The following is an 18,756-nucleotide window of genomic DNA, read 5'->3' as shown; positions in this document are numbered from 1 at the left end:
GGCTATTGGCGCGAACAAGCCTGCCAGCGGCGGGCGAATTGGAACCCATTCGAAGAACCAGCGTCGCAATCGGGTGGAAGTTTGCCGTATGGCGCGGCTGCGAACGGCCGCTTCGCGCCACGAGGCGGACATCAATCGGGGGAGACCGCGACGAGTCAACTCCGGCGCCCCATCGTTCTTGCCGCAGGATTCGCAGTCACTGCGGTCGGTCGAAGACCTCAAGAGCGACCAGGCCATCGATGCTCCGCACATTGTGCTCGTGCTTGAACTTGACGATCTCCCGCTCGCCTTTCTTCTCGGCCCACCTCAGAAGCGTGTCCCGCGGTTTCACGAATTTGTAGAGGGGCACACCGAAGCCACAGGAATCCTGGATGCGCGTAAGACCGACGCGAATGACGGAGCGCACGCCGAGCTTGCGGCCGAAGCGCTTGTTGATCGCCGCGAAGTCTGGATTGTCGGGTTCCAACACCTCGCCCCGGCCGTAGAGGCGCAAAATGAACGGCGGCCCTTCGAAGGCGCAGAACATAATGGTGATCCGCCGGTTTTGCTTGACGTGAGCGATGGTCTCGGCGCCGCTTCCCGAGAAGTCCAAATAAGCGACGGTATGGGGATCAAGGATGGCGAAGGTATCCTGGCCCTTGGGCGACACGTTGACGTGGCCACCTTCCTCCAAGGGAGCAGTGGCAACGAAAAAGACATGCTGCCGTTCGATGAAGGCCTCGAGCCGATCGGTTATGTGTCCATAAAGCTTGCCCATCGCTGCCTCCGTCATCTGGCGCAACCATTCGCCAGAGTTCGGCCGATCATGGCCGCTCGGGCACAGGCGGAATGTTTTGGTTGAGACGGAACAGGTTGGTCGGGTCATATTTCCTCTTCAGCGCCATGAGCCGGAGATACTTGTCGGGACCGTAGGCGGCCCGCACCCGCTCCTGCCCCTCTGCGCCGAGGAAATTTACGTAGACGCCACCCGTCGATAGTGGATGCATTGCTTCCCAGAAGGTTCGGGCCCATGCGACATGACCTTCGGTGGTTTGCGGATCGGACCACACCGCATTGATATTCAAGGCGTGTTCGGCGTTGCGATCCTCGAAAGCTGTCGCTGAGCCATCAATTCGACGGATAGCGCCACCCAGGTGGAACAGGATGGTGTAGGACATCGGCGACGGCGCCTGCCAGGCGTGCCCAATCAGCGCGTCGAGCTTCGCGTCGTCGAGCGGCCCGAGATAATCGGCTTTCCAGTAGTAGTGCAGACCATGGGGCACGCTCGCATCGAACATGCCCTGGTGGCTGGTGTACGGGGTCGCCCTGATCAAGTCGATGAGGGGCTCGCCGAAACGCCGCAGCGGCGCGAGAACGCGCTCTCCGTCATCGAGCGAGCCCGCGTAACAGACGGCGATGACGACGACAGGGCGACCGTGGAGATCCGAGGGCAGGTACGGCGCCGGCGGCGCCTTTCGGAGATTGACGATCGTCGTCAAATCGTCCGGCGCAGTGGCGATGTAGTCGCGATAGATACGGAGCACTTCGGGCGCCCGTTCAGCGGCATGCAGCACCACGCCTGCGAGCACTTGTGGCCCGACCGGATGGAGACGATACTCGAAGCCGGTGACGATGCCGAAGTTGCCGCCTCCGCCTCTCAGCCCCCAAAGAAGATCGGTATTCTCGCGCCCGCTCGCGCGGCAGGATCCGCCGTCGGCGGTCACAACGTCGGCTGCAGCGAGGTTGTCACAGGTCAGTCCGTGCCTGCGCATCAGCCAGCCGATGCCGCCACCCAGTGTGAGTCCAGCGATCCCCGTATGCGTGACGATGCCGCCGGTGGTAGCAAGGCCGAACGCCTGCGTTGCGCTGTCGAAGTCGCCCCAGAGTAGTCCCGGCTCGGCACGCGCGCTTCGGCGCTCGGGGTCGACTTCAATGCGCTTCATGCCGGAAAAGTCTATGACGAGCCCGTCATCACAGACCGCACTGCCCGCAACATTGTGCCCACCGCCGCCAGCTTGGGCAAGTTAAGATGGCCTTCAAGCCCGTCGAGGCTTTGGGGGACTATAGCGTGTGGGAATCGACGAGTCCGCCCGGCTCTGGTGCCGGCCTCCATCGCCATGATTATGACGAGTGGCATATGATCATCGAAGGTCGATACGAATGCCAGGTCGGCGACGAGGTTCGCGTTCTTGGCTCAGGGGAGATGATGTTTGCCCCTGCTGGAACACCGCACGCCATCAAGAATGTCGGCCCGGGCGAAAGCGTTTATCGCAGATGTGGTCAATTCGCAGGTCGATAGTGGCAATCCGTCAAGGCAGGGGGCGGCGACTTTCAGGGACATTGCCGCCAAGCATGGAGTCGAGTTCATCAATGCCTAAAGGACCAAAGGCAAGAAGCGTCCCGCCGAACGATCCACGCGCCGTGCTACTCTGCCAACGGAGGGGATCATGCAGATTATTGATCCTAACCTTCAGCCGAGGCAGCCGCGCTCTGCATAGTCGCACCGGGAGGTGGCACACGTACTCACAGCCATTCCGTCGAGGAAGTCTGGCCGTTCTGGAAGGCCAAGCCGAGCTGTGGTTGGATGATGAACGAGAACAGTTTCAACGGGACAATCCGTCATCGTGCCAGCCGGCACGCCAATCTTCGAGGCCTCTTTCGAGGGGCAACCGGAAGTGATGACATTGGGCTACCGCAAAAGCATAACACCCGCCATCTTGATGGCTGGATGGGTCGATGCAAGCCGTAGCGCGAACGGCAGCTATGGAGAAGCGCCGGGAAGGTCGGCAGTTGGCGCGACCGAGCCGGCCAAAGGATTCGGCTCTGCCGTACAGCCACGGAGCGTTCTACGTCGCGGTTGGGTGGAAGGCCGTCGTTCGCCTCGCTCATCGGGACAAGCAGGTTGTGCCATGAACGGACGTTCTTGGTTCACAAGTTCATTTCGCGGATGCCACAATGAAACGTGCCGCTCCGTGTGACTAGATCGCCGCTGCATCGGTCCGGCATTCGGTAGCAAACGCCACCAGACTTGAGCCACGCCTTCCAGCGTCTGGACGCCCTTACTCGCGATGAGCCAATCACGGGGAGCGTTTCGGCGATAGCTGAAGCGACCTTCGTGTTGGCAGCTTTGTTGCGGCGGCCGCGAGATGGGCTTCCACGCAGCACAATTCCGAAAGTCGTCGCGACATGCTGCCAGGAACGCTCCTCACCGGTAAGCGATCGGTTCTCGAGGTCAATCCAACCCGTCAATTCAGGCCGGCACGGGCAAGTCCCTCGATCAGGCGCGCCCGATCCTCGGCGCGGACGAAAGCAGATGTTGCTCCGACCGCGTCCCGTGAGATGTCAGGGACTAGCGACTTGAGCCGTCCGAGCAAGTCCGTGGCAGCCTCCTGGTTGTCCAGAAGTCCGGCACAGGCTGTGCCGATCACCAGCGGATACGCGTGGCCGGACCGCAAGCGATGCGCCTCCCGTGCATAACTCAATCCAAGCTCGTAATTCGCGCCCTGGAAGTAAGCCATGGCGTAGTAGAACTGAAAGTCGCCGAGAAAAGCCTCGCGCGGGCTCAGTCTGAGGGCGTAGTCGATGCAAGGAATGGCGTCCGCCGCGCGGCCCCCGTTGGCATGCGCAAGTCCCAACTGGCCGTGTGCAAACGCGGAGTTGGGGTTGATCGCGACAGCCTGGCTGATCGCTGCCATCGCCAGGACATTGTCACGCGTCGCAAAGGCTATCATCGCCTGCGCGAGGTAAGCCCACGGTTCCTTATCGTCCGCGGCAATGGCTTGTTGGACGATATCCCTGGCAAGGGCCAGGGCGTATCCCATGTCCTCCCACCCCTGGAACGCGCGCCACATCGTAATCCAACCTTTCATGGCGAGCGCCTGGGCATAATCGGGAGCCAGTCCGATTGCCCGATCGAGCAGGGGGAGCATCTTCCGGCTGCTCTCCTCAGACAACTGGGAACACAGGAACACCGCCCGCACGACACATTCCCAGGCATCAAGGCCATGATGCGGCTTGGGGCTTTCGCGGGCATGCTCTGCCGCCAGGAGTTCCGGCCCGATGCGGCCGACGACGCTTGCGGTGATTTCGTCCTGAATGACGAAGATGTCGCCGAGGTCGCCGTCGTACCTTTCGGCCCAGAGATGGGCTTCGGAGGCCGCATCGATGAGCTGCGCGGTCACCCTCACGCGGTTGCCGGACTTGCGGACACTCCCCTCGAGAACATAGCGGATCCCGAGCTCGCGCCCGATGGCGCGCACATCCACGGGCTTTCCCTTGTAGGTGAACATCGTGTTGCGGGCGATCACGAAGAAGCCCTTGAGCTTGGATAGCGCGGTGGTGATGTCCTCGGTGAGCCCATCGCTGAAGAAGTCCTGCTCCGGGTCGGCGCTCATGGCGTTGAACGGCAGCACGGCAATGGATGGTCGGTCCGGAAGTGCGGGCCTGGGCGATGCCGTTCGTGCGGTCGTCCCTTCCAGAAGGGGGCGGTACAGTCGCACCGGCCGCTCCATGTTCTTGAGCGCGCGTTCGCCGAGGTACTCGTAGTCGCAGTCAAGCTTGCCCTGGAGGTGATCGTACGCCGTGCCGGAAATGCAAATGCCGCCTGGATCCGCCAAGGTCTGGAGGCGGGCCGCGATGTTGACGCCATCGCCGTAGAGATCCCCATCAACCTCGTGGATCACATCACCGAGATTGACGCCGATCCGGAAGATGATGCGTCGCTCCGTTGGGATATCGGCCTGGTTCTCGGCAACGCCCTTCTGGATGGCGACCGCGCACGCGACGGCATCGACGACCGAGCCGAACTCCACGAGCGCACCGTCGCCCATCAGCTTGACAATACGGCCCTGATGCTCGGCCAGCAGCGGATCGATCACCTCCCGGCGCAGAACCTTCAGGGCCGACAACGTCCCAGCCTCGTCATGTTCGACGAGGCGGGAATAGCCGACGACGTCAGCGGCCAGGATCGCGGCCAGCCGCCGCTCCGCTCTTGCAGTTGCCATGGCTGTCTCTCCCTCAGGAGATCCGCCGGATGAAGCCCGGGCGATTGACGCGACATGCACCATCCGGCTGCCCGACACCGCGACCGTGCTGGTTCATGATACCACTGAGACGGTCATGTGGCGACGCTTCACGAGAGTGCCGCCTTCAACAGGAACAGGATCCGCGAAGCGGTCACTGCAAAGGTCTGTTGCGGTCCAATGGAAGGACGGCGTCATTCGAAGGAAGGTCCGTTTTCGGGACTTCGAACCCACTGGCGCGCTGAACTTGCCGAAGCGGTTTCTTCCGTCGTTGGCGGTGGGAACAATCGCTCCGTCAGCCACGTGTCCCAACCTCAGGATGGTCCGGAGTGGGTCAGGACTTCCCCTTCAGGCTCTGCAGCGGTAGGGCAGAGAAGGGTCGAATCCTGCGGTTGAGCGAATGTCGGCAATGGAGAAGCCCGCCGAATGACCGGAATTGGCGCACGTGGTCGGTCGATGCGTTCCGACTTCAGATCGCCTGATGAGGTTCGGGAAGGTCCGGCCGGGGTGTGGAAACCTGCCCTCGAAATTGACCGCCGAAATGACTTGATTGCGCCTGCCTGCAGACATTCTGCGGTACGGCCGCGCACCGACTAGACCAAGCTAAAATCAGAAAAACTTCAGAACGACGTCGGTACAGGCTCCTTTCGCGGACGCATAATGCGCTCGAACCGAGACGAAAAGCGTTGAGCGTGTACCAACATGATGCTGACCCTCACCCCTGAACTTGTAGCCAAGGCCCATCGCCACGTTGTCGTTCCAGGACCGCGTTCAGGGACTATCTATCTGCAGGACGAGGATCATGCGTGGTGGGTTGATCATATCGTTACAGGACGCGGGCAGAGCCGCGAATTCTGGGTGTTCGCCTACGGCTCCCTGATCTGGAAACCGGAATTTGCGACCGGCGGTATCCGGCACACGCTTTTCAAGCACGGTGCTATTGTACAATCTCTACCAGGACGCGCTTACCTTGATAGCCCGATGAGTTTAGAATTGGTCTTTCAGGCGGCTCGTCAGAAGCCGCCGGCGAAGAGGCCTATCGAGGGAGGAAACCATGACGCCGATCGAACCAAACAGGTCGCGTACCTGGCATAGGTCAGTGCTCGGCGCGGCCGTGCTCGGCATGGGCGTGCTGCTGACGGGAACGAGCGCCGGCGCCGGCTCTGTGGACAAGACCCCATTCGGAAACACGCAGGACGGCAAAGCCGTCGATCTCTACACGCTCACCAACGACAGGGGCGCGTCCGTCAAGTTCATCGCCTATGGCGGTATCATCACGGCGATCAATGTGCCCGACCGCTGGGGCAAGCTCGACAACGTCGTGCTCGGCTTCAAGGAACTCGCCGACTACGAATCCATGAACCCCTATTTCGGCGCCTTGATCGGGCGCTACGGCAATCGCATCGGCGGCGCGAAGTTCACGCTCGACGGCACGCAATACCAACTCGCCGCCAATAACGGGCCGAACAGCCTGCACGGCGGCACGAAAGGCTTCGACAAGGTCGTCTGGGCGGTCGAGCCGCTGAGCAGCGTCAGCGGCGCCGCAGCGCGGCTCAACTACACGAGCAAGGATGGCGAGGAAGGCTATCCCGGCACGCTCACGGTCCAGGTCGTCTATAGCCTCACCAACGACAACGAGCTGCGCATCGACTACGAGGCGACGACCGACAAACCAACCGTGGTCAATCTCACGAGTCATTCCTACTTCAATCTCGCCGGCGACGGCACGGGTGGGATCGACGATCACATCCTCACGATCAACGCCGATCGCTACACGCCGGTCGATGCGACCTTGATCCCGACCGGGCAGCTCGCCTCCGTGACCGCCACGCCGTTCGACTTCCGCCAAGGGGCGCCGATCGGCGCACGCATCCGCTCGAACGACCCACAGATGGCCTATGGCCGCGGATACGATCACAACTTCGTGCTGAACCGGTCGGGTGGTGGACTTTCGCTCGCCGCCCGAGTCTACGAGCCGCGCTCGGGCCGGATCATGGAGATCTCGACCACCGAGCCCGGCGTCCAGTTCTACAGCGGCAACTTCCTCGATTCGACGCTCGTCGGCGCGGCCGGTCAGCAATACCGCCAGACCGACGGCTTTTGCCTTGAGACGCAGCACTTCCCGGATTCGCCGAACAAGCCGTCATTTCCAACGACGGTGCTGAACCCGGGCGAAACGCTGAAGTCGACTACGATACACAAATTCTCCACCGACGCGTCCTAGCGTTGCAGCTGCGTTCTTTTCTGGTTGCTGAATCGATGGGTCGCCATGATTCGGAGATCATGGATGACGGGCGTTTCGATCGAGACGCTGGAGCTCTGTGCGTCGTCGCTGCGGGAGGCAAGGCAGCGGATCCGGAGCTTGCTTGCTGGCGCTATGTCCCCGGCGGAACACGCAGCGTCTCCGCGGCGAAGCAGGCGAACGTTGCGGCTTTCCATCGCCCACAAAGCCGCCGGCCGTAGCCAAATCAGACCTTCATGCAAGTCGCTGTCTACGTCCGAAAGGGGGTCGATTCAAAGCTGTAGCGCGAAGGGCGGCTTTGGAGAAGCGCCGGGAAGGTCGGTAATTGGCGCTCCCTGCTCGTTCCAGTCGTCGAAACGGACGGCAGTTCCCCACCCGTCTCGGCCATTGGCGGCAGCCAGATGATTGAGTTTGATCCTAAGCTGCGCCCGGCAGTTCCGGCTGTGTCAGATCACCGAATCGGTCCAGCGGACGATGTCCTTGGCGGCATCGCCGAATGCGCGGTCGAGCGCGCCGACATAGGCCTGGTTCCCGCCGCCGGAGACGGGCGCGGTCGCGGTAAAGCTCTTCGAGGCGCGCACCTCGCCATTGCGGTCGTTCAGTATCCGCACGAACAGCTCGACCTCGGCATGTTCGCCGCCGTCGACCCGGACTTCGAAGGAACGGACTTCGACGATCACCTGATAGTCGATCGCCAGCCCCTCGCCCGGCTTGCCGACACCGGCGAAGCTGCCCGAGCGCTGGAATGTCTCGGCCAGCCGCGCCTGCACGATCAGCGGCAGCCGATCGGCCCATTGCGCGCCCTTGAGGTACTGGATCGAACGCACAGACGGCTTGATAACGATGTTCTGGCTGTCCAGCGCCTTGAGCGCGGAGGGTTGGGCAATGAGGATCTGGCGGCGGCTGCGGCCGCGCGCATCGAGCGGCGGCGCCGACAGTTCGAATGTGTCCAGGGGCGCCGGCCCGCCGCCCGGCAAAAACGCGCAACCGGCTAGCGAAAGCGTAAGCAATGCCACACCCGCTTTGAGCCCGCCCGATTTGACCCCGCCCAATTTAAGCACCACCGACTTCACACGCGATCCCCGTTGTCCCCCGAATCGTATGAGCAATCCGCTTCCGCAGTGCACTTGCCTGCTGTTCTTGGGGCGGGCGAAAGCCGAAGTCAACGCCGCGCCCTGCCGTCGAATTGCCGAACCTCGCCTTCGCCGCCTGACAGGATCCGCTGCGGATTGCGGCTGAGATCCGTCACCGCCTCTTCGATGCGGCTGATCGAACGGCGGCTGTCCTGGACCAGCGCCTCGACGTCCTGCAGGCCCTGACCGGAGAATCGCGCCAGATTGTCGGTGATGGTGCCGAGGCGGGCGTTCAGCGTGTCGGCGACCTGCCTGAACGATTTCAGCGTATTCCTGGCATCGGCTATCATGCCGTCGGCCTGACCTGAGCCGAGCAATGTATCGACCTTGGCGAGGATGCCGTCGACGCGCACCGAAGCGTCGTTGAGACGCTCCGCCAGTTGCTGCGCGTCCTTGATCGTCTGGTCGATATCGTCGGCCCGGTTGGCGAATTTGCTGGTCACCTTGGCGACGTCGGCGGCAGCCTCGTTGGCGTTTTCGCTGGCCTTCTGGATGTTGGCCAGCGCGGTGCGAACCTGTGCCGGGTCGATGCCGTCGAGAACGCCGTCGACCTTGGCCAGCGTGCCTTGCGTCCGTTGGGCGAAATCGTTGATCGATCCCACCGCGGTGTCGACATTCCTGACGACCGTGTCGAACTGCTTGCTGGTTTCCTTCAGGTTCTCGGTCACCGTATCGACATTGGCGACGATGCTCTTGATCTGATCCTTGTCGACGGCGTTGAGCAGCCCTTCCGCCGCCTTCAGCGTACCGTCGAGCTTGCCCGAGACGCCCCTCAATTCGTCCGACAGCGAACTGACGCTGGCGAGGAATTTGTCGATGCCGTCGGAGTTCTTGGCCAGCGCGTCGGAGAAGGTCTGCACATTGTTGACGGTCTGCGTCAGCGGCCCGCGAACGTCCCTGGTGAAGCCTTCGAGCTGGGTGAGAACCGTATCGGCGCGGGTAAAGATGTTCTGCGCCGTCTGCAACAGGTTGGTGACCGCCGACGGGTTGGCGATGATCTCGGCGACGCGGCCCTCCGCCTCCGCCTGGTCGAGAAGGTTGACCTCCTTGAGGTCGGCGCCCCTGAGTTCGATATTGGCCTGACCGGTGAGGGTAGCAAGGCCGATATCGGCCTGCGTCGATTTGGTGATCGGCGTCGTGCGGCCTATTTCGGCTTCGGCTATGGCGGCGGTCGGATTGGCGAGGTCAATATAGACTCGCCTTACATCCCCAACCCTGACGCCGTTGAACAGCACGAAACTGCCGCGGCCGAGACCGGAAGCTGATCCCGGAATGCGCACCCGCAGCATCGCCGTCTCACCCCTCTCGCCGATCGCGGCCGTCCAATAGACGAACGCGAATGCTGCCAGGATCGCAGCTAGCGTGAAAATGCCGACAATGACGTAGTTGGCTCTGGTTTCCATTTATCCACTTATGGCTACGCGCGGGCCGCAAGATCAAGTTGCCGCGCACGTTTTCCGCGAAAATAGGATTTCACCCAGGGTTCCTCGCTTCTGAGCATGTCGTCGATCGTGCCTTCGACCAGCACTTTCTTGTTGCCGAGCACGGCCACCCGATCACAAGCGGTGAACAGCGTGTCGAGATCGTGCGTGACCATGTACACGGTCAGATCCATGGTATCGCGCAGCTTGACGACGAGTTCGTCGAACTCAGCCGCGCTGATCGGATCGAGGCCGGATGTCGGCTCGTCCAGGAACACGATGTCGGGGTCGAGCGCCAGTGCGCGCGCCAGCGCCGCACGCTTGATCATGCCGCCGGAAAGCTCGGACGGGAATTTCCGCGCCGCATCCGGCGGCAACCCGACCAGTTCGACCTTGAGCATCGCCAGCTCGTCCATCAGCTTTTTCGGCAAATCGAGATATTCGCGCATCGGCACCTGCACGTTTTCGAGAACCGTGAGCGCCGAAAACAGCGCGCCGTGCTGAAAGAGAACGCCAAGGCGCATGTCGATGCGAAGACGCTCCCTCTCGCTCGCCTTTTCGACATCGACGCCGAACAGCTTGATCGTTCCCGACTGCTTGTGCACCAGGCCGAGGATAGTGCGCAGGAGAACCGACTTGCCGGCACCAGAGGCGCCGACAAAGCCGAGGATCTCGCCGCGCCTGATATTGAGTGACAATCTGTCGAGAATGACCTTGTCGCCGAAGGACACGGTGATGTCGCGCGCGGAAAGCACGATCTCGTCTTCGTCGGCCCTTTCCGCAACCCCAGTCGCCTTTGTGCTGCCCTGCGTCGCCATGTCAGAACTCGATCGCCGCATAGAACATGGCGAAAAGCCCATCGAGGATGATGACCACGAAGATCGACTTCACCACCGAAGCGGTCACGTGTTGTCCCAGCGATTCGGCGCTGCCGCCAACCTTCATGCCTTCGACCGAGGCGATCGTGCCGATGATCATGGCCATGAACGGCGCCTTGATCAGCCCGGCAAAGATGGTGCTGAGATCGATGGCGACGCGCAGCCGGTCGATGAAGGCGGCCGGTGCGATGTCGGAATAGAGCCATGCCGCCGCGATGCCGCCGCCAAGTGCGGCGAAATTGGCGATAATCGTCAGGCAAGGCAGTGCGATCACCAGCGCGACCAGCCGCGGAAACACCAGCACGCCGATTGGATTGAGCCCGATGACCTTCAGCGCGTCGACCTCCTCGCGCATTTTCATCGAGCCGATTTCAGCCGTAATGGCGCTGCCCGATCGGCCGGCGATCATGATCGCGGTCATCAGCACGCCGAGCTCGCGCAGGATCAGCACGCCGACCAGGTCGACGACGAAGATATCGGCGCCGAAATAGCTGAGCTGATAGGCGCCTTGCTGAGCGACGATCGCCCCGACGATGGCCGACATCAGCACGACCACCGGGATGGCGCCGACGCCCATGCGGTCCATCTGGTTGAAGATCGCCGCCGGATTGACCGCATGGCCGCGGCCAAGCTTCATCTGCGAGCCGCGTATCGTGGCGCCCAGTATGTTCATCGCGGCCAGGAAATCGTCACGCATCTCATAGACGCGCCGGCCAACCGCCTCAAGCGCGCGAATGATGATATTCGGCGGCCTAGCGGTGCCGGAATCAGGTTCGCGTCGAACCGCGTCACCGACGGCGCCGAGCAGGATCGAGGCAATCTCGCTTTGCCCCTGCACCGTGATTTCCACACCCTTCTTTTCGAAGGCGCTAACCAGACGGTCGATCACCCAGGCCCCGGCGGTATCCATCTTCTCGATACGCGAAAGGTCGATCGCCAGCGTCTGGAAACCGCTGCGCTTCTCGATCTTGCGCATCTCGGCGTCGACCAGCGTCACGGTGCGCGTCGTCCAGTTTCCGGAGAAGGCGCAGCCGAGAACGCCGCCCTCCTCACCGACCGCGACGCGTGGCTGGTGGTCGGCCTCCTTGGCGGTCTTGCCGCTTGCGAAGCGTTTGCGGATCGTCAACATGGCGTCCTGTTTAGCCTGACGGGCCATCTGTTTAACCTGACGGAACCCACCTGTCGATTTGCCGACAAGCTTGTTGTCGCACAGCCGGAGCAGAAAAATATGGCGCGTGTCATTTCGGTCGAGTCCGAGCGCTTTCCCATCGCCGGGACCTTCACCATTTCGCGCGGTTCGAAGACCGAGGCCGAGGTTATCACAGTGACGATCAGCCAAGCCAACCATAGCGGGCGCGGCGAATGCGTTCCCTATAAACGCTATGGCGAAACGATGGACGGTGTGCGCGATGCGATCGAGGCGATGCGGGAGCAGATTCAAGGCGGCATCAGCCGGGCCGCGCTGCTCGACGCCATGCCGGCGGGCGCGGCGCGCAACGCCGTCGACTGCGCGCTATGGGACCTGGAGGCGAAGATCACAGGCAAGCCGGTCGCTTTCAGCATCTGCACGGTTCCGCCGAGGGCGCTTGAGACGGCCTACACTCTGTCGCTCGGTGAGCCTGGAGCGATGGCAGCCCAGGCCCGCGCCAACGCCCAGCGCCCGCTGCTCAAGGTCAAGATCGGCGGCGACAACGATATGGCCCGTATCCGTGCGGTTAGAGAGGCGGCACCGGCGGGCCGCATCATCCTTGACGCTAATGAGGGCTGGAGCGACGACAACATCGTTGCAAATCTCGCCTTTGCCGCCGAATACGGCATCGCCCTGATTGAACAGCCGCTGCCGGCGGGCCGTGACGGCATCCTTCGCCACATCGCGCACCCGGTGCCGATCTGCGCCGATGAAAGTGTGCATGAGGCAGGGGGCCTTGCCTCGCTTGTCGGCCTTTACGATGCCGTCAACATCAAGCTCGACAAGTCGGGCGGCTTGACCGCTGCCCTCGTCCTTCGCGATCGCGCCCGCGAACTGGGTTTTGGCGTCATGGTCGGCTGCATGGTCGGCACGTCATTGGCCATGGCGCCGGCCGTGCTCTTGGCGCAGGATGCCGATTTCGTCGATCTCGACGGGCCGCTGCTGCTTGCCCGCGACCGTGCTCCCGGTCTCGTCTACCAAGGTTCACTGGTGTCACCGCCCGATCCGGCGCTGTGGGGCTGAACGCGCGGCAAGCCCGATCAGTACAAGGCCGACCAAGGCGATCGGAACCATGGCAAAAAAACCATCCACGCCGAAGCGGTCATACAGAGGCCCGGACATGAGCGTCACCACGGCCGTGAAAAAGCCGTTGGAGAAATAGGCGATGCCTTGCGCGGCCCCGGTGCGTTCCTCCGCGACCGTCTCACCGATCATTTTCTGCAGGCCGATCAAAACCAGCGCCACGGAGACCGCATGAAGCGTCTGGACAGCGAAGAATCCGGCGATGCCAAGGCCGAGCGGCCAGATCATGGGAAAGGCAATCCAGCGCATGATCGCGCCTATCCCGGCCATCACCATGATCGACACGACCGAGAAGGAGCCGAAAACCCGGGTAAAGACCATGAACATGCCGATCTCGGCCACCACACCCCAGCCCCAAAGCAACCCGACAACCTGATCGCCGATGCCGATCGATTTCCAGTAGATCGAGACGAAGCCGTAGAAAAACGCATGGCTGGCGGTGATGACGCCGACGCCGATGGAGAAATACAGGAAATAGGCGTTGAGGAGTTTTGGCGCCGATTGCTGGATGTCGGCCGCCGAAAGCGGCGAGGCACGGCGCGGACGGCCGAGCCGCGGCGCGATCAATCCGACGGCAAGCGCGGCGCCAAACGCCACGAAGATGATCATCGGAACAGCCTGGGCGCCGGTCGCCGACAGGATGAAACCGCCCGCAAGATTTGCGCACAGATAGGAGATCGATCCCCATTTGCGCATGCTTGCGTAGTTGGAGCCGAAGCGGCGCACACCCGATAGCGCCAGCGAATCGGCAATCGGCGAATGCGGTGTCCAGACCACGGTGAGCGCCAGCGAAACGGTGAGCACCATGGCGTAGGTCGGCGTCAGGAAATAACCGGCGGACGCAGCCACAGATGCGGCCACCAGCGCGACATAGACATGGGCGCGGTCGCTCGCCCTGTCGGCCAGTGCTGTAAGCAATGGCGTCGTCACCACGCGCAGGAACATTGGTGCTGCGAGAATGACCGCTATCTGCTCGGCATCGAAACCCTCTGCCTGCAACCACAGCGGGAAATATGGCAAATGCATTCCGAGCGGCACGAAAAGCGTGAAGAAAATCAGGCCCATGCGCAGTTCGAAATGACGCGGCTTGACGAGCTGTTCGGGTGAAAGCGGCGGCAGGGAGGACATCAACAGGCAATCCGTCGGCGCAGCGTTCAGCCGAGTCGGCCTGCAGCGCACGCCAAATCCATAACATGCTGAAAAAGTCGGCGGAACCGCTTGGACTAATCGATTAAAGCGAGGTGAGGTCGGGTTTGGTCAGGCAGCCTGGACTGCCCTGCCCTTGATGTCGATCGGCACCAGCACTTCGCTACCGACCGGAGCCTCCGGCAGGACGTGCGCCCAGTGCAGGATCTCCATCCGGCCGTCGAAATGCTCGACCACCGCGGTGCAGCTCTCCACCCAATCGCCGGTGTTGATGTATTGCACGTCCTCATAATTTTCGATCGCGGCATGGTGGATGTGCCCGCAGATCACGCCGTCGACATGCGAGCGGCGCGCTTCCTCGGTCAGCATGGTTTGGAACGAGCCGATGAAATTCACCGCCTTTTTGACGTTGACCTTGGCCCAGGACGAAAACGACCAATAAGGCAGGCCAAGCAGTTGGCGAAGCCGCGTCACCACGCGGTTGACGAGCATGGCCGCGTCGTAGGCATAGTCGCCAAGATAGGCCAGCCAGCGCGCATTGTGGACGACAGTGTCGAACTGGTCGCCATGGATAACAAGAAGACGTTTGCCGTCGGCGGTCTCGTGAATGGCGCGGTCGGCGACGACGATGCCGCCGAAATGCACGCCTTGGAACTGGCGCGCGAACTCGTCGTGATTGCCGGCGATGTAGGTGATGCTGGCGCCCTTGCGCGCCTTACGCAGCAATTTCTGGACGACGTCGTTGTGGCTCTGCGGCCAGTGCCAGTTCCGTCTCAGCCGCCAGCCGTCGACGATGTCGCCGACGAGATAGATGATATCGGCGTCGTGATGGCGCAGGAAATCGATCAGGAACTCGGCCTTCGCCGCCTTCGATCCGAGATGGACGTCGGAGATGAACATGCTGCGGAAATTGCGGGGCTCTGCGCCAGGCATTGGATTCTCACCGTTGCTCTCGTGCAGCCTATGCCCCGATTCATGCAACAACCGTATGACGGTTGCGATTGGTCCAGCCTCAAGAGTAGGTTGCCGCGCCAATCAGAGGAGAAATCGCCATGGATCTCGGTATTCGCGGAAAAAAGGCCATCGTCTGTGCTTCGAGCAAGGGACTTGGGCGCGGTTGCGCCATGGCGCTGGCCGAGGCCGGCTGTGATCTGGTCGTCAACGGGCGCAATGCCGACCAATTGGCGAAGACCGCCGCCGAACTGCGCGAAAGATTTGGCGTCGAGGTGACCGAAATCGTCGGCGACGTGTCGAAGCCCGAGGTGCAGAAGGCGCTGCTTGCCGCCTGTCCCGATCCCGATATCCTCGTCAACAACAATGGCGGTCCGCCGCTTCGCGATTTCCGCGAACTCGACCGCGAAAAAATCCTCGAAGGCGTCACCCAGAACATGGTGACCCCGGTCGAGCTGGTTCAGGCTGTCATCGACGGCATGGCCGAACGCGGCTTCGGCCGCATCGTCAACATCACCTCGCTGTCGGTCTATGTTCCCATTCCCGGCCTCGATCTGTCGTCCGGCGCGCGCGCCGGCCTGACTTCGTTCCTGGCCGGCGTCGCGCGGACGGTGATCGACCGCAATGTGACGATCAACAACATGCTGCCGGGCAAGATCGACACCGACAGGCTGCGCCCTCCGCATGAAGCCGGCACCCCCGAAGATCCGGCTGCTGCCGCCGTGCGCAAGACCCAGGCAGCAGCCAACGTTCCGGCCAAGCGGCTCGGCACGCCGGAGGAATTCGGCCAGATCTGCGCCTTCCTGTGCTCGGTTCATGCCGGCTACCTGACCGGGCAGAACATACCGGTCGACGGCGGCGCCTATGTCAGCGCGTTCTAATACCTAACGCCTGGTACCTGCTGGGAACGCCGCCCCTTCCCGCGCTGGCCGCCACTACAGTTCATAGGGCCATTCGGCCGGCACGAAGCGATAGGCTTGGCCGTCGCGCGCGACGTGTCCGAAACCGGGGAACGGCAAATGCATTCCGGCGATCAGCATCCGGCGGCAGCGACCCGATCGAGCGTCCGCTTGCGCGTTTCGGCGGCCAGTTTGGAATCGACATCGAACGCGATGCTCCAGTCCGGGCGCGCGAACTGGTAGGTCGCCATGTGCACGACATCGCCCCAGATGAACAGCGCCTCGCCGTCCGATTCCACGATGAATCCGGCATGGCCCGGAGTGTGGCCGGGCAGCGGCACGGTGCGGATCGAGCCGAGCGCCTCGCGCTCGCCGTCCACTTGCCGCAGGCGGTCCGCATAAGCGGCGGCAGCCTTGCGTGCCCCGATGAAGAACGGCTTCGCCTCGTCCGGCGCCTGGTTCATGTTCGCGTCGTCGTGCCAGAAGGCGTAGTCGGTGGCGGTGACGACGAGCTCGGCATTGGGAAACAGCGCCTGGCCGGCGGGAGTCAGCACGCCGTTGATATGGTCGGGATGCATGTGGGTAATCAGCAATGTGTCGATCTGGTCCGGAGAGACGGCGGCCGCCTCGATAGCGGCCGGAAGTCGGCCGAGTGACGGGCCCATGCTGTCCGACGTACCGGCGTCGACGAGCACCAGACGGTCGCCCAGATTGATGAGATAGGCATTGACCGGTGCGCGGCGCGGTCCGGGCTTCTGGAAGCTGGCCGCAGCCAGCCGCTCCGCATCGGCCTCAGCGAGCCCGATGACCAACTCGGAACCAATGTCGATATAGCCGTCCAGCAGCGCCGTGACCTCGATCGAACCCACCTTGCGGTGCAACGCGCCAAGGGTCGGGGCGTGAGCCAGCGGCGCACGGGCCAGTGCCGGAACGGAGGCGCCGGCTAGAAGGGCGCCGCCGGCTAGGCCGGCACTGGCGAGAAAATGTCGGCGGGAACGCGTCATGGCATCATCTCCGGTTGGGGGATCGTAGGGGCTCCGAGTCAGAGCAAGACGGGTCTACTTCATAGGTTCAGCTTTTTGAACTTGCCTGTATCGTATATAAGCTATTACCTTTGCTTATTAATCACGACGGGGAGTTGCTATCATGGACCGCCTGACCGAGCTGACCAGCTTCATACGCGCCTTCGAGACCGGCAGCTTCTCGGCGGCCGCGCGCGGGCTAGGCTTGAGCCAGCCGGCCGTCAGCCAGCAGATCCGCGCATTGGAAAAGCGCCTCGGCGTCCGGCTATTTGACCGTACGACGCGGTATGTTTCTCCGACGGAAGCCGGCCGACGCTATCTGGAGCGTGCCCGCGACATCGTCGAGCGCCTCGAGGAGGCGGACCGCAGCGTCGGTTGTCTCGAATCAAAGATGTGCGGACGTCTTGCAGTCGGCGCGCCGGCCAGCTTCGGCGCAGGTGTGCTCGGCAACTATCTGATCGAGTTCAAGCGGGCCTATCCGGAACTGATGCTCGACGTGGCACTGACCGACAGTTTCGTCGACGTAATCGCAGAGCGGCTCGACGTTGTGATCCGCATGGGGACCATCGATGACGATCGGCTGATCGTGCGCAAGCTGGGTATGATGGAGCGACGCCTCGCGGCAACGCCGGACTATCTCGACCGGATGGGCAGGCCGCGGCGACCTGAGGATCTTGCCGAGCATGACTACCTGCTTTACGCCCACATCACGACGCGCGAGATCGTTCCGCTCACCGGCCCAGGCGGCCAAAAGGCCGAGGTGCGGATTCGGCCGGCCATGCGCTCCAACAATTCGCTCCTTAACCAGCAGGCACTGCTGTCTGGCATCGGCATCGGCCTCGGCCACAAGGTGATACTCGACCCGCTCGTCGCGCAAGAGCGGCTCGAATATGTGCTGCCTGACTGGCACTACGCACCGCACCACGTGCATGCGGTCTATCCGTCGAACCGCTTTATTCCGTTGAAGGTCAGGCGGTTCGTTGCCGGCTTCGCCGACCACCTCGCCGCGATGGGTGCGTTCATCGATGACAAAAAAGCATGTACATCCAAGGAAACGGCGCCGGCCTAGTGAAGTCTGACGTTTGTGCGCGCAGGGAAATGGCGGAGACGGGAGAGTCGAGATGTGGCGCGGCGGAGATAGGCGTAGCCCCGCAACCGCGCGGTGAGTAGCTGTCGGGTGGACGGTAGCCGCAAAGCCTGGAGGCGGTCGACCTGACACCTTGCGGCTGCTGCTCCCGCAGGACACATGAACTACCCTTCATGGTTATTCCTCCTGCCGATCGAGAAACCGCTTCACAGCGTCGAGGAACACACCGCGCCCTGCGGCCTCGCGATCGAGATGCACGAAGTGCGTGGCGTCAGGGATGTCCAGACGTTCCGCCTTCGGTGCTTCGTCTGCGATTGTCTTCGCGTCCTCCGGCCGGCTCCAGAAATCCCGTCCGGAGCGGATGACGAGCACTGGCATGGTGAGGCCGCCGCCGACCATTGCCGGCGATCAAACGCGAGTTCGAAGCTGTCGGCCATGGCGCCGCTCGGTGACCGGAAACTCTGCGGCTGGCGCGTCGGCGCCGTCTCGTCAGAGGCGAGTGCCTGCCAGTGCTGGAGCGGCGGCCATCATGGCTGCTGTGAGCACGAGGGGGAAAACGGTGAAATGGGACATGATATCTCCGGTCGCAATTGCGTTCCGCAAAGACTGCCAGCTATTCGATATCTTATCGATGACGCGTTTGATCGAGATGTCCACCAATGAGCAGATTGCGGCGTTGTCGCTGAGTGAGATCGACATCGGTTT

At 62.4% G+C, this 18,756-nt stretch carries 17 protein-coding genes and 2 pseudogenes; 6 read left to right on the top strand and 13 right to left on the bottom strand.

All coding sequences use genetic code 11. The features are described 5' to 3' along the window. Window positions 1-196 precede the first annotated feature (196 nt). The 3 genes and pseudogenes from AC0L3I_RS33465 to AC0L3I_RS33455 form a co-directional block, all read right to left on the bottom strand. Window positions 197-757, bottom strand: coding sequence for a pyridoxamine 5'-phosphate oxidase family protein (locus tag AC0L3I_RS33465; protein WP_473489999.1), 561 nt, complete (start codon window positions 755-757; stop codon window positions 197-199). A gap of 46 nt (window positions 758-803) precedes the next feature. Further along, window positions 804-986 carry a BBE domain-containing protein gene (locus tag AC0L3I_RS33460; RefSeq protein ID WP_473490001.1) on the bottom strand — a complete coding sequence of 61 codons (183 nt, stop codon included), beginning with the start codon at window positions 984-986 and terminating at the stop codon, window positions 804-806. A gap of 711 nt (window positions 987-1,697) precedes the next feature. Then, window positions 1,698-1,976: pseudogene (locus tag AC0L3I_RS33455) on the bottom strand (FAD-binding oxidoreductase); the annotation flags it as partial. 32 nt (window positions 1,977-2,008) lie between these two features. Here AC0L3I_RS33455 and AC0L3I_RS33450 point away from each other — a divergent pair. Beyond that, on the top strand, window positions 2,009-2,278 hold the full coding sequence (locus AC0L3I_RS33450; RefSeq protein WP_473529773.1) for a cupin domain-containing protein: 270 nt from the start codon (window positions 2,009-2,011) through the stop codon (window positions 2,276-2,278). Between the two features lie 946 nt (window positions 2,279-3,224). Here the strand turns inward: AC0L3I_RS33450 and AC0L3I_RS33445 are convergent. Continuing rightward, complete coding sequence (locus tag AC0L3I_RS33445; RefSeq protein ID WP_473529772.1) at window positions 3,225-4,982, bottom strand: adenylate/guanylate cyclase domain-containing protein; 1,758 nt, start codon at window positions 4,980-4,982, stop codon at window positions 3,225-3,227. Window positions 4,983-5,702: 720 nt separating this feature from the next. On the opposite strand from AC0L3I_RS33445, the gene AC0L3I_RS33440 reads away from it, so the two are divergent. Both AC0L3I_RS33440 and AC0L3I_RS33435 read left to right on the top strand, forming a co-directional pair. Next, a complete protein-coding gene (locus tag AC0L3I_RS33440; protein ID WP_473529771.1) occupies window positions 5,703-6,095 on the top strand; it encodes a hypothetical protein in 393 nt (130 codons plus the stop codon). Continuing rightward, window positions 6,055-7,224 carry an aldose epimerase family protein gene (locus AC0L3I_RS33435; protein ID WP_473529770.1) on the top strand — a complete coding sequence of 390 codons (1,170 nt, stop codon included), beginning with the start codon at window positions 6,055-6,057 and terminating at the stop codon, window positions 7,222-7,224. The genes AC0L3I_RS33440 and AC0L3I_RS33435 overlap by 41 nt, the downstream gene beginning before the upstream one ends. Before the next feature lie 464 nt (window positions 7,225-7,688). Here AC0L3I_RS33435 and AC0L3I_RS33430 read toward each other — a convergent pair whose 3' ends face one another. From AC0L3I_RS33430 to AC0L3I_RS33415, 4 genes are all read right to left on the bottom strand, one after another. Next, entirely contained in the window at window positions 7,689-8,294 is a 606-nt protein-coding gene (locus AC0L3I_RS33430; protein ID WP_425294063.1) for an ABC-type transport auxiliary lipoprotein family protein, read from the bottom strand. A gap of 110 nt (window positions 8,295-8,404) precedes the next feature. Continuing rightward, on the bottom strand, window positions 8,405-9,778 hold the full coding sequence (locus AC0L3I_RS33425) for an MlaD family protein (RefSeq protein ID WP_473529769.1): 1,374 nt from the start codon (window positions 9,776-9,778) through the stop codon (window positions 8,405-8,407). A gap of 14 nt (window positions 9,779-9,792) precedes the next feature. Beyond that, window positions 9,793-10,614: an ABC transporter ATP-binding protein gene (locus AC0L3I_RS33420; RefSeq protein ID WP_473529768.1), complete on the bottom strand. Its 822-nt coding sequence runs from the start codon at window positions 10,612-10,614 to the stop codon at window positions 9,793-9,795. A gap of 1 nt (window position 10,615) precedes the next feature. Continuing rightward, a complete protein-coding gene (locus AC0L3I_RS33415; RefSeq protein ID WP_123145764.1) occupies window positions 10,616-11,803 on the bottom strand; it encodes an MlaE family ABC transporter permease in 1,188 nt (395 codons plus the stop codon). Between the two features lie 99 nt (window positions 11,804-11,902). Between AC0L3I_RS33415 and dgcA the strand changes: the two genes are divergently transcribed. Beyond that, window positions 11,903-12,886: an N-acetyl-D-Glu racemase DgcA gene (dgcA, locus tag AC0L3I_RS33410; protein ID WP_473529767.1), complete on the top strand. Its 984-nt coding sequence runs from the start codon at window positions 11,903-11,905 to the stop codon at window positions 12,884-12,886. Here dgcA and AC0L3I_RS33405 read toward each other — a convergent pair. Both AC0L3I_RS33405 and AC0L3I_RS33400 read right to left on the bottom strand, forming a co-directional pair. Further along, complete coding sequence (locus AC0L3I_RS33405) at window positions 12,857-14,074, bottom strand: MFS transporter (protein ID WP_473529766.1); 1,218 nt, start codon at window positions 14,072-14,074, stop codon at window positions 12,857-12,859. The genes dgcA and AC0L3I_RS33405 overlap by 30 nt on opposite strands. A gap of 129 nt (window positions 14,075-14,203) precedes the next feature. Then, complete coding sequence (locus AC0L3I_RS33400; protein WP_473529765.1) at window positions 14,204-15,025, bottom strand: UDP-2,3-diacylglucosamine diphosphatase; 822 nt, start codon at window positions 15,023-15,025, stop codon at window positions 14,204-14,206. Between the two features lie 119 nt (window positions 15,026-15,144). Between AC0L3I_RS33400 and AC0L3I_RS33395 the strand changes: the two genes are divergently transcribed. Beyond that, on the top strand, window positions 15,145-15,924 hold the full coding sequence (locus AC0L3I_RS33395) for an SDR family oxidoreductase (RefSeq protein WP_095491981.1): 780 nt from the start codon (window positions 15,145-15,147) through the stop codon (window positions 15,922-15,924). A 152-nt stretch (window positions 15,925-16,076) separates the two neighbouring features. Here AC0L3I_RS33395 and AC0L3I_RS33390 read toward each other — a convergent pair whose 3' ends face one another. Continuing rightward, complete coding sequence (locus tag AC0L3I_RS33390) at window positions 16,077-16,946, bottom strand: MBL fold metallo-hydrolase (RefSeq protein ID WP_473529764.1); 870 nt, start codon at window positions 16,944-16,946, stop codon at window positions 16,077-16,079. A gap of 142 nt (window positions 16,947-17,088) precedes the next feature. Here AC0L3I_RS33390 and AC0L3I_RS33385 point away from each other — a divergent pair, with 142 nt between their 5' ends. Continuing rightward, window positions 17,089-18,033, top strand: coding sequence for a LysR family transcriptional regulator (locus AC0L3I_RS33385; protein ID WP_473529763.1), 945 nt, complete (start codon window positions 17,089-17,091; stop codon window positions 18,031-18,033). A 195-nt stretch (window positions 18,034-18,228) separates the two neighbouring features. On the opposite strand, the pseudogene AC0L3I_RS33380 reads toward AC0L3I_RS33385, so the two are convergent. Together AC0L3I_RS33380 and AC0L3I_RS33375 are read right to left on the bottom strand one after the other, a co-directional pair. Further along, a pseudogene (locus AC0L3I_RS33380) lies at window positions 18,229-18,554 on the bottom strand (alpha/beta fold hydrolase); the annotation flags it as partial. Continuing rightward, the gene (locus AC0L3I_RS33375; RefSeq protein ID WP_473529762.1) at window positions 18,541-18,750 is read right to left on the bottom strand and encodes a hypothetical protein; all 210 of its coding nucleotides are present in this window, start codon (window positions 18,748-18,750) and stop codon (window positions 18,541-18,543) included. The pseudogene AC0L3I_RS33380 and the gene AC0L3I_RS33375, both read right to left, overlap by 14 nt. Between the last annotated feature and the right edge of the window lie 6 nt (window positions 18,751-18,756).

The organism is Mesorhizobium sp. WSM4840 (assembly GCF_055811755.1).
The sequence above is the reverse complement of the archived record's forward strand: the minus strand, read 5'-3'. Positions and strand labels throughout refer to the sequence as shown.

Coding starts and splice junctions, on each gene's coding strand:
- AC0L3I_RS33395 (WP_095491981.1), top strand. CDS start 15,145: ATGGATCTCGGTATTCGCGGAAAAAAGGCCATCGTCTGTGCTTCGAGC.
- AC0L3I_RS33460 (WP_473490001.1), bottom strand. CDS start 986: ATGCATCCACTATCGACGGGTGGCGTCTACGTAAATTTCCTCGGCGCA.
- AC0L3I_RS33450 (WP_473529773.1), top strand. CDS start 2,009: ATGGCCTTCAAGCCCGTCGAGGCTTTGGGGGACTATAGCGTGTGGGAA.
- AC0L3I_RS33400 (WP_473529765.1), bottom strand. CDS start 15,025: ATGCCTGGCGCAGAGCCCCGCAATTTCCGCAGCATGTTCATCTCCGAC.
- AC0L3I_RS33440 (WP_473529771.1), top strand. CDS start 5,703: ATGATGCTGACCCTCACCCCTGAACTTGTAGCCAAGGCCCATCGCCAC.
- AC0L3I_RS33445 (WP_473529772.1), bottom strand. CDS start 4,982: ATGGCAACTGCAAGAGCGGAGCGGCGGCTGGCCGCGATCCTGGCCGCT.
- AC0L3I_RS33420 (WP_473529768.1), bottom strand. CDS start 10,614: ATGGCGACGCAGGGCAGCACAAAGGCGACTGGGGTTGCGGAAAGGGCC.
- AC0L3I_RS33405 (WP_473529766.1), bottom strand. CDS start 14,074: ATGTCCTCCCTGCCGCCGCTTTCACCCGAACAGCTCGTCAAGCCGCGT.
- AC0L3I_RS33435 (WP_473529770.1), top strand. CDS start 6,055: ATGACGCCGATCGAACCAAACAGGTCGCGTACCTGGCATAGGTCAGTG.
- AC0L3I_RS33390 (WP_473529764.1), bottom strand. CDS start 16,946: ATGACGCGTTCCCGCCGACATTTTCTCGCCAGTGCCGGCCTAGCCGGC.
- AC0L3I_RS33415 (WP_123145764.1), bottom strand. CDS start 11,803: ATGTTGACGATCCGCAAACGCTTCGCAAGCGGCAAGACCGCCAAGGAG.
- AC0L3I_RS33375 (WP_473529762.1), bottom strand. CDS start 18,750: ATGTCGATCTCACTCAGCGACAACGCCGCAATCTGCTCATTGGTGGAC.
- dgcA (WP_473529767.1), top strand. CDS start 11,903: ATGGCGCGTGTCATTTCGGTCGAGTCCGAGCGCTTTCCCATCGCCGGG.
- AC0L3I_RS33465 (WP_473489999.1), bottom strand. CDS start 757: ATGGGCAAGCTTTATGGACACATAACCGATCGGCTCGAGGCCTTCATC.
- AC0L3I_RS33425 (WP_473529769.1), bottom strand. CDS start 9,778: ATGGAAACCAGAGCCAACTACGTCATTGTCGGCATTTTCACGCTAGCT.
- AC0L3I_RS33385 (WP_473529763.1), top strand. CDS start 17,089: ATGGACCGCCTGACCGAGCTGACCAGCTTCATACGCGCCTTCGAGACC.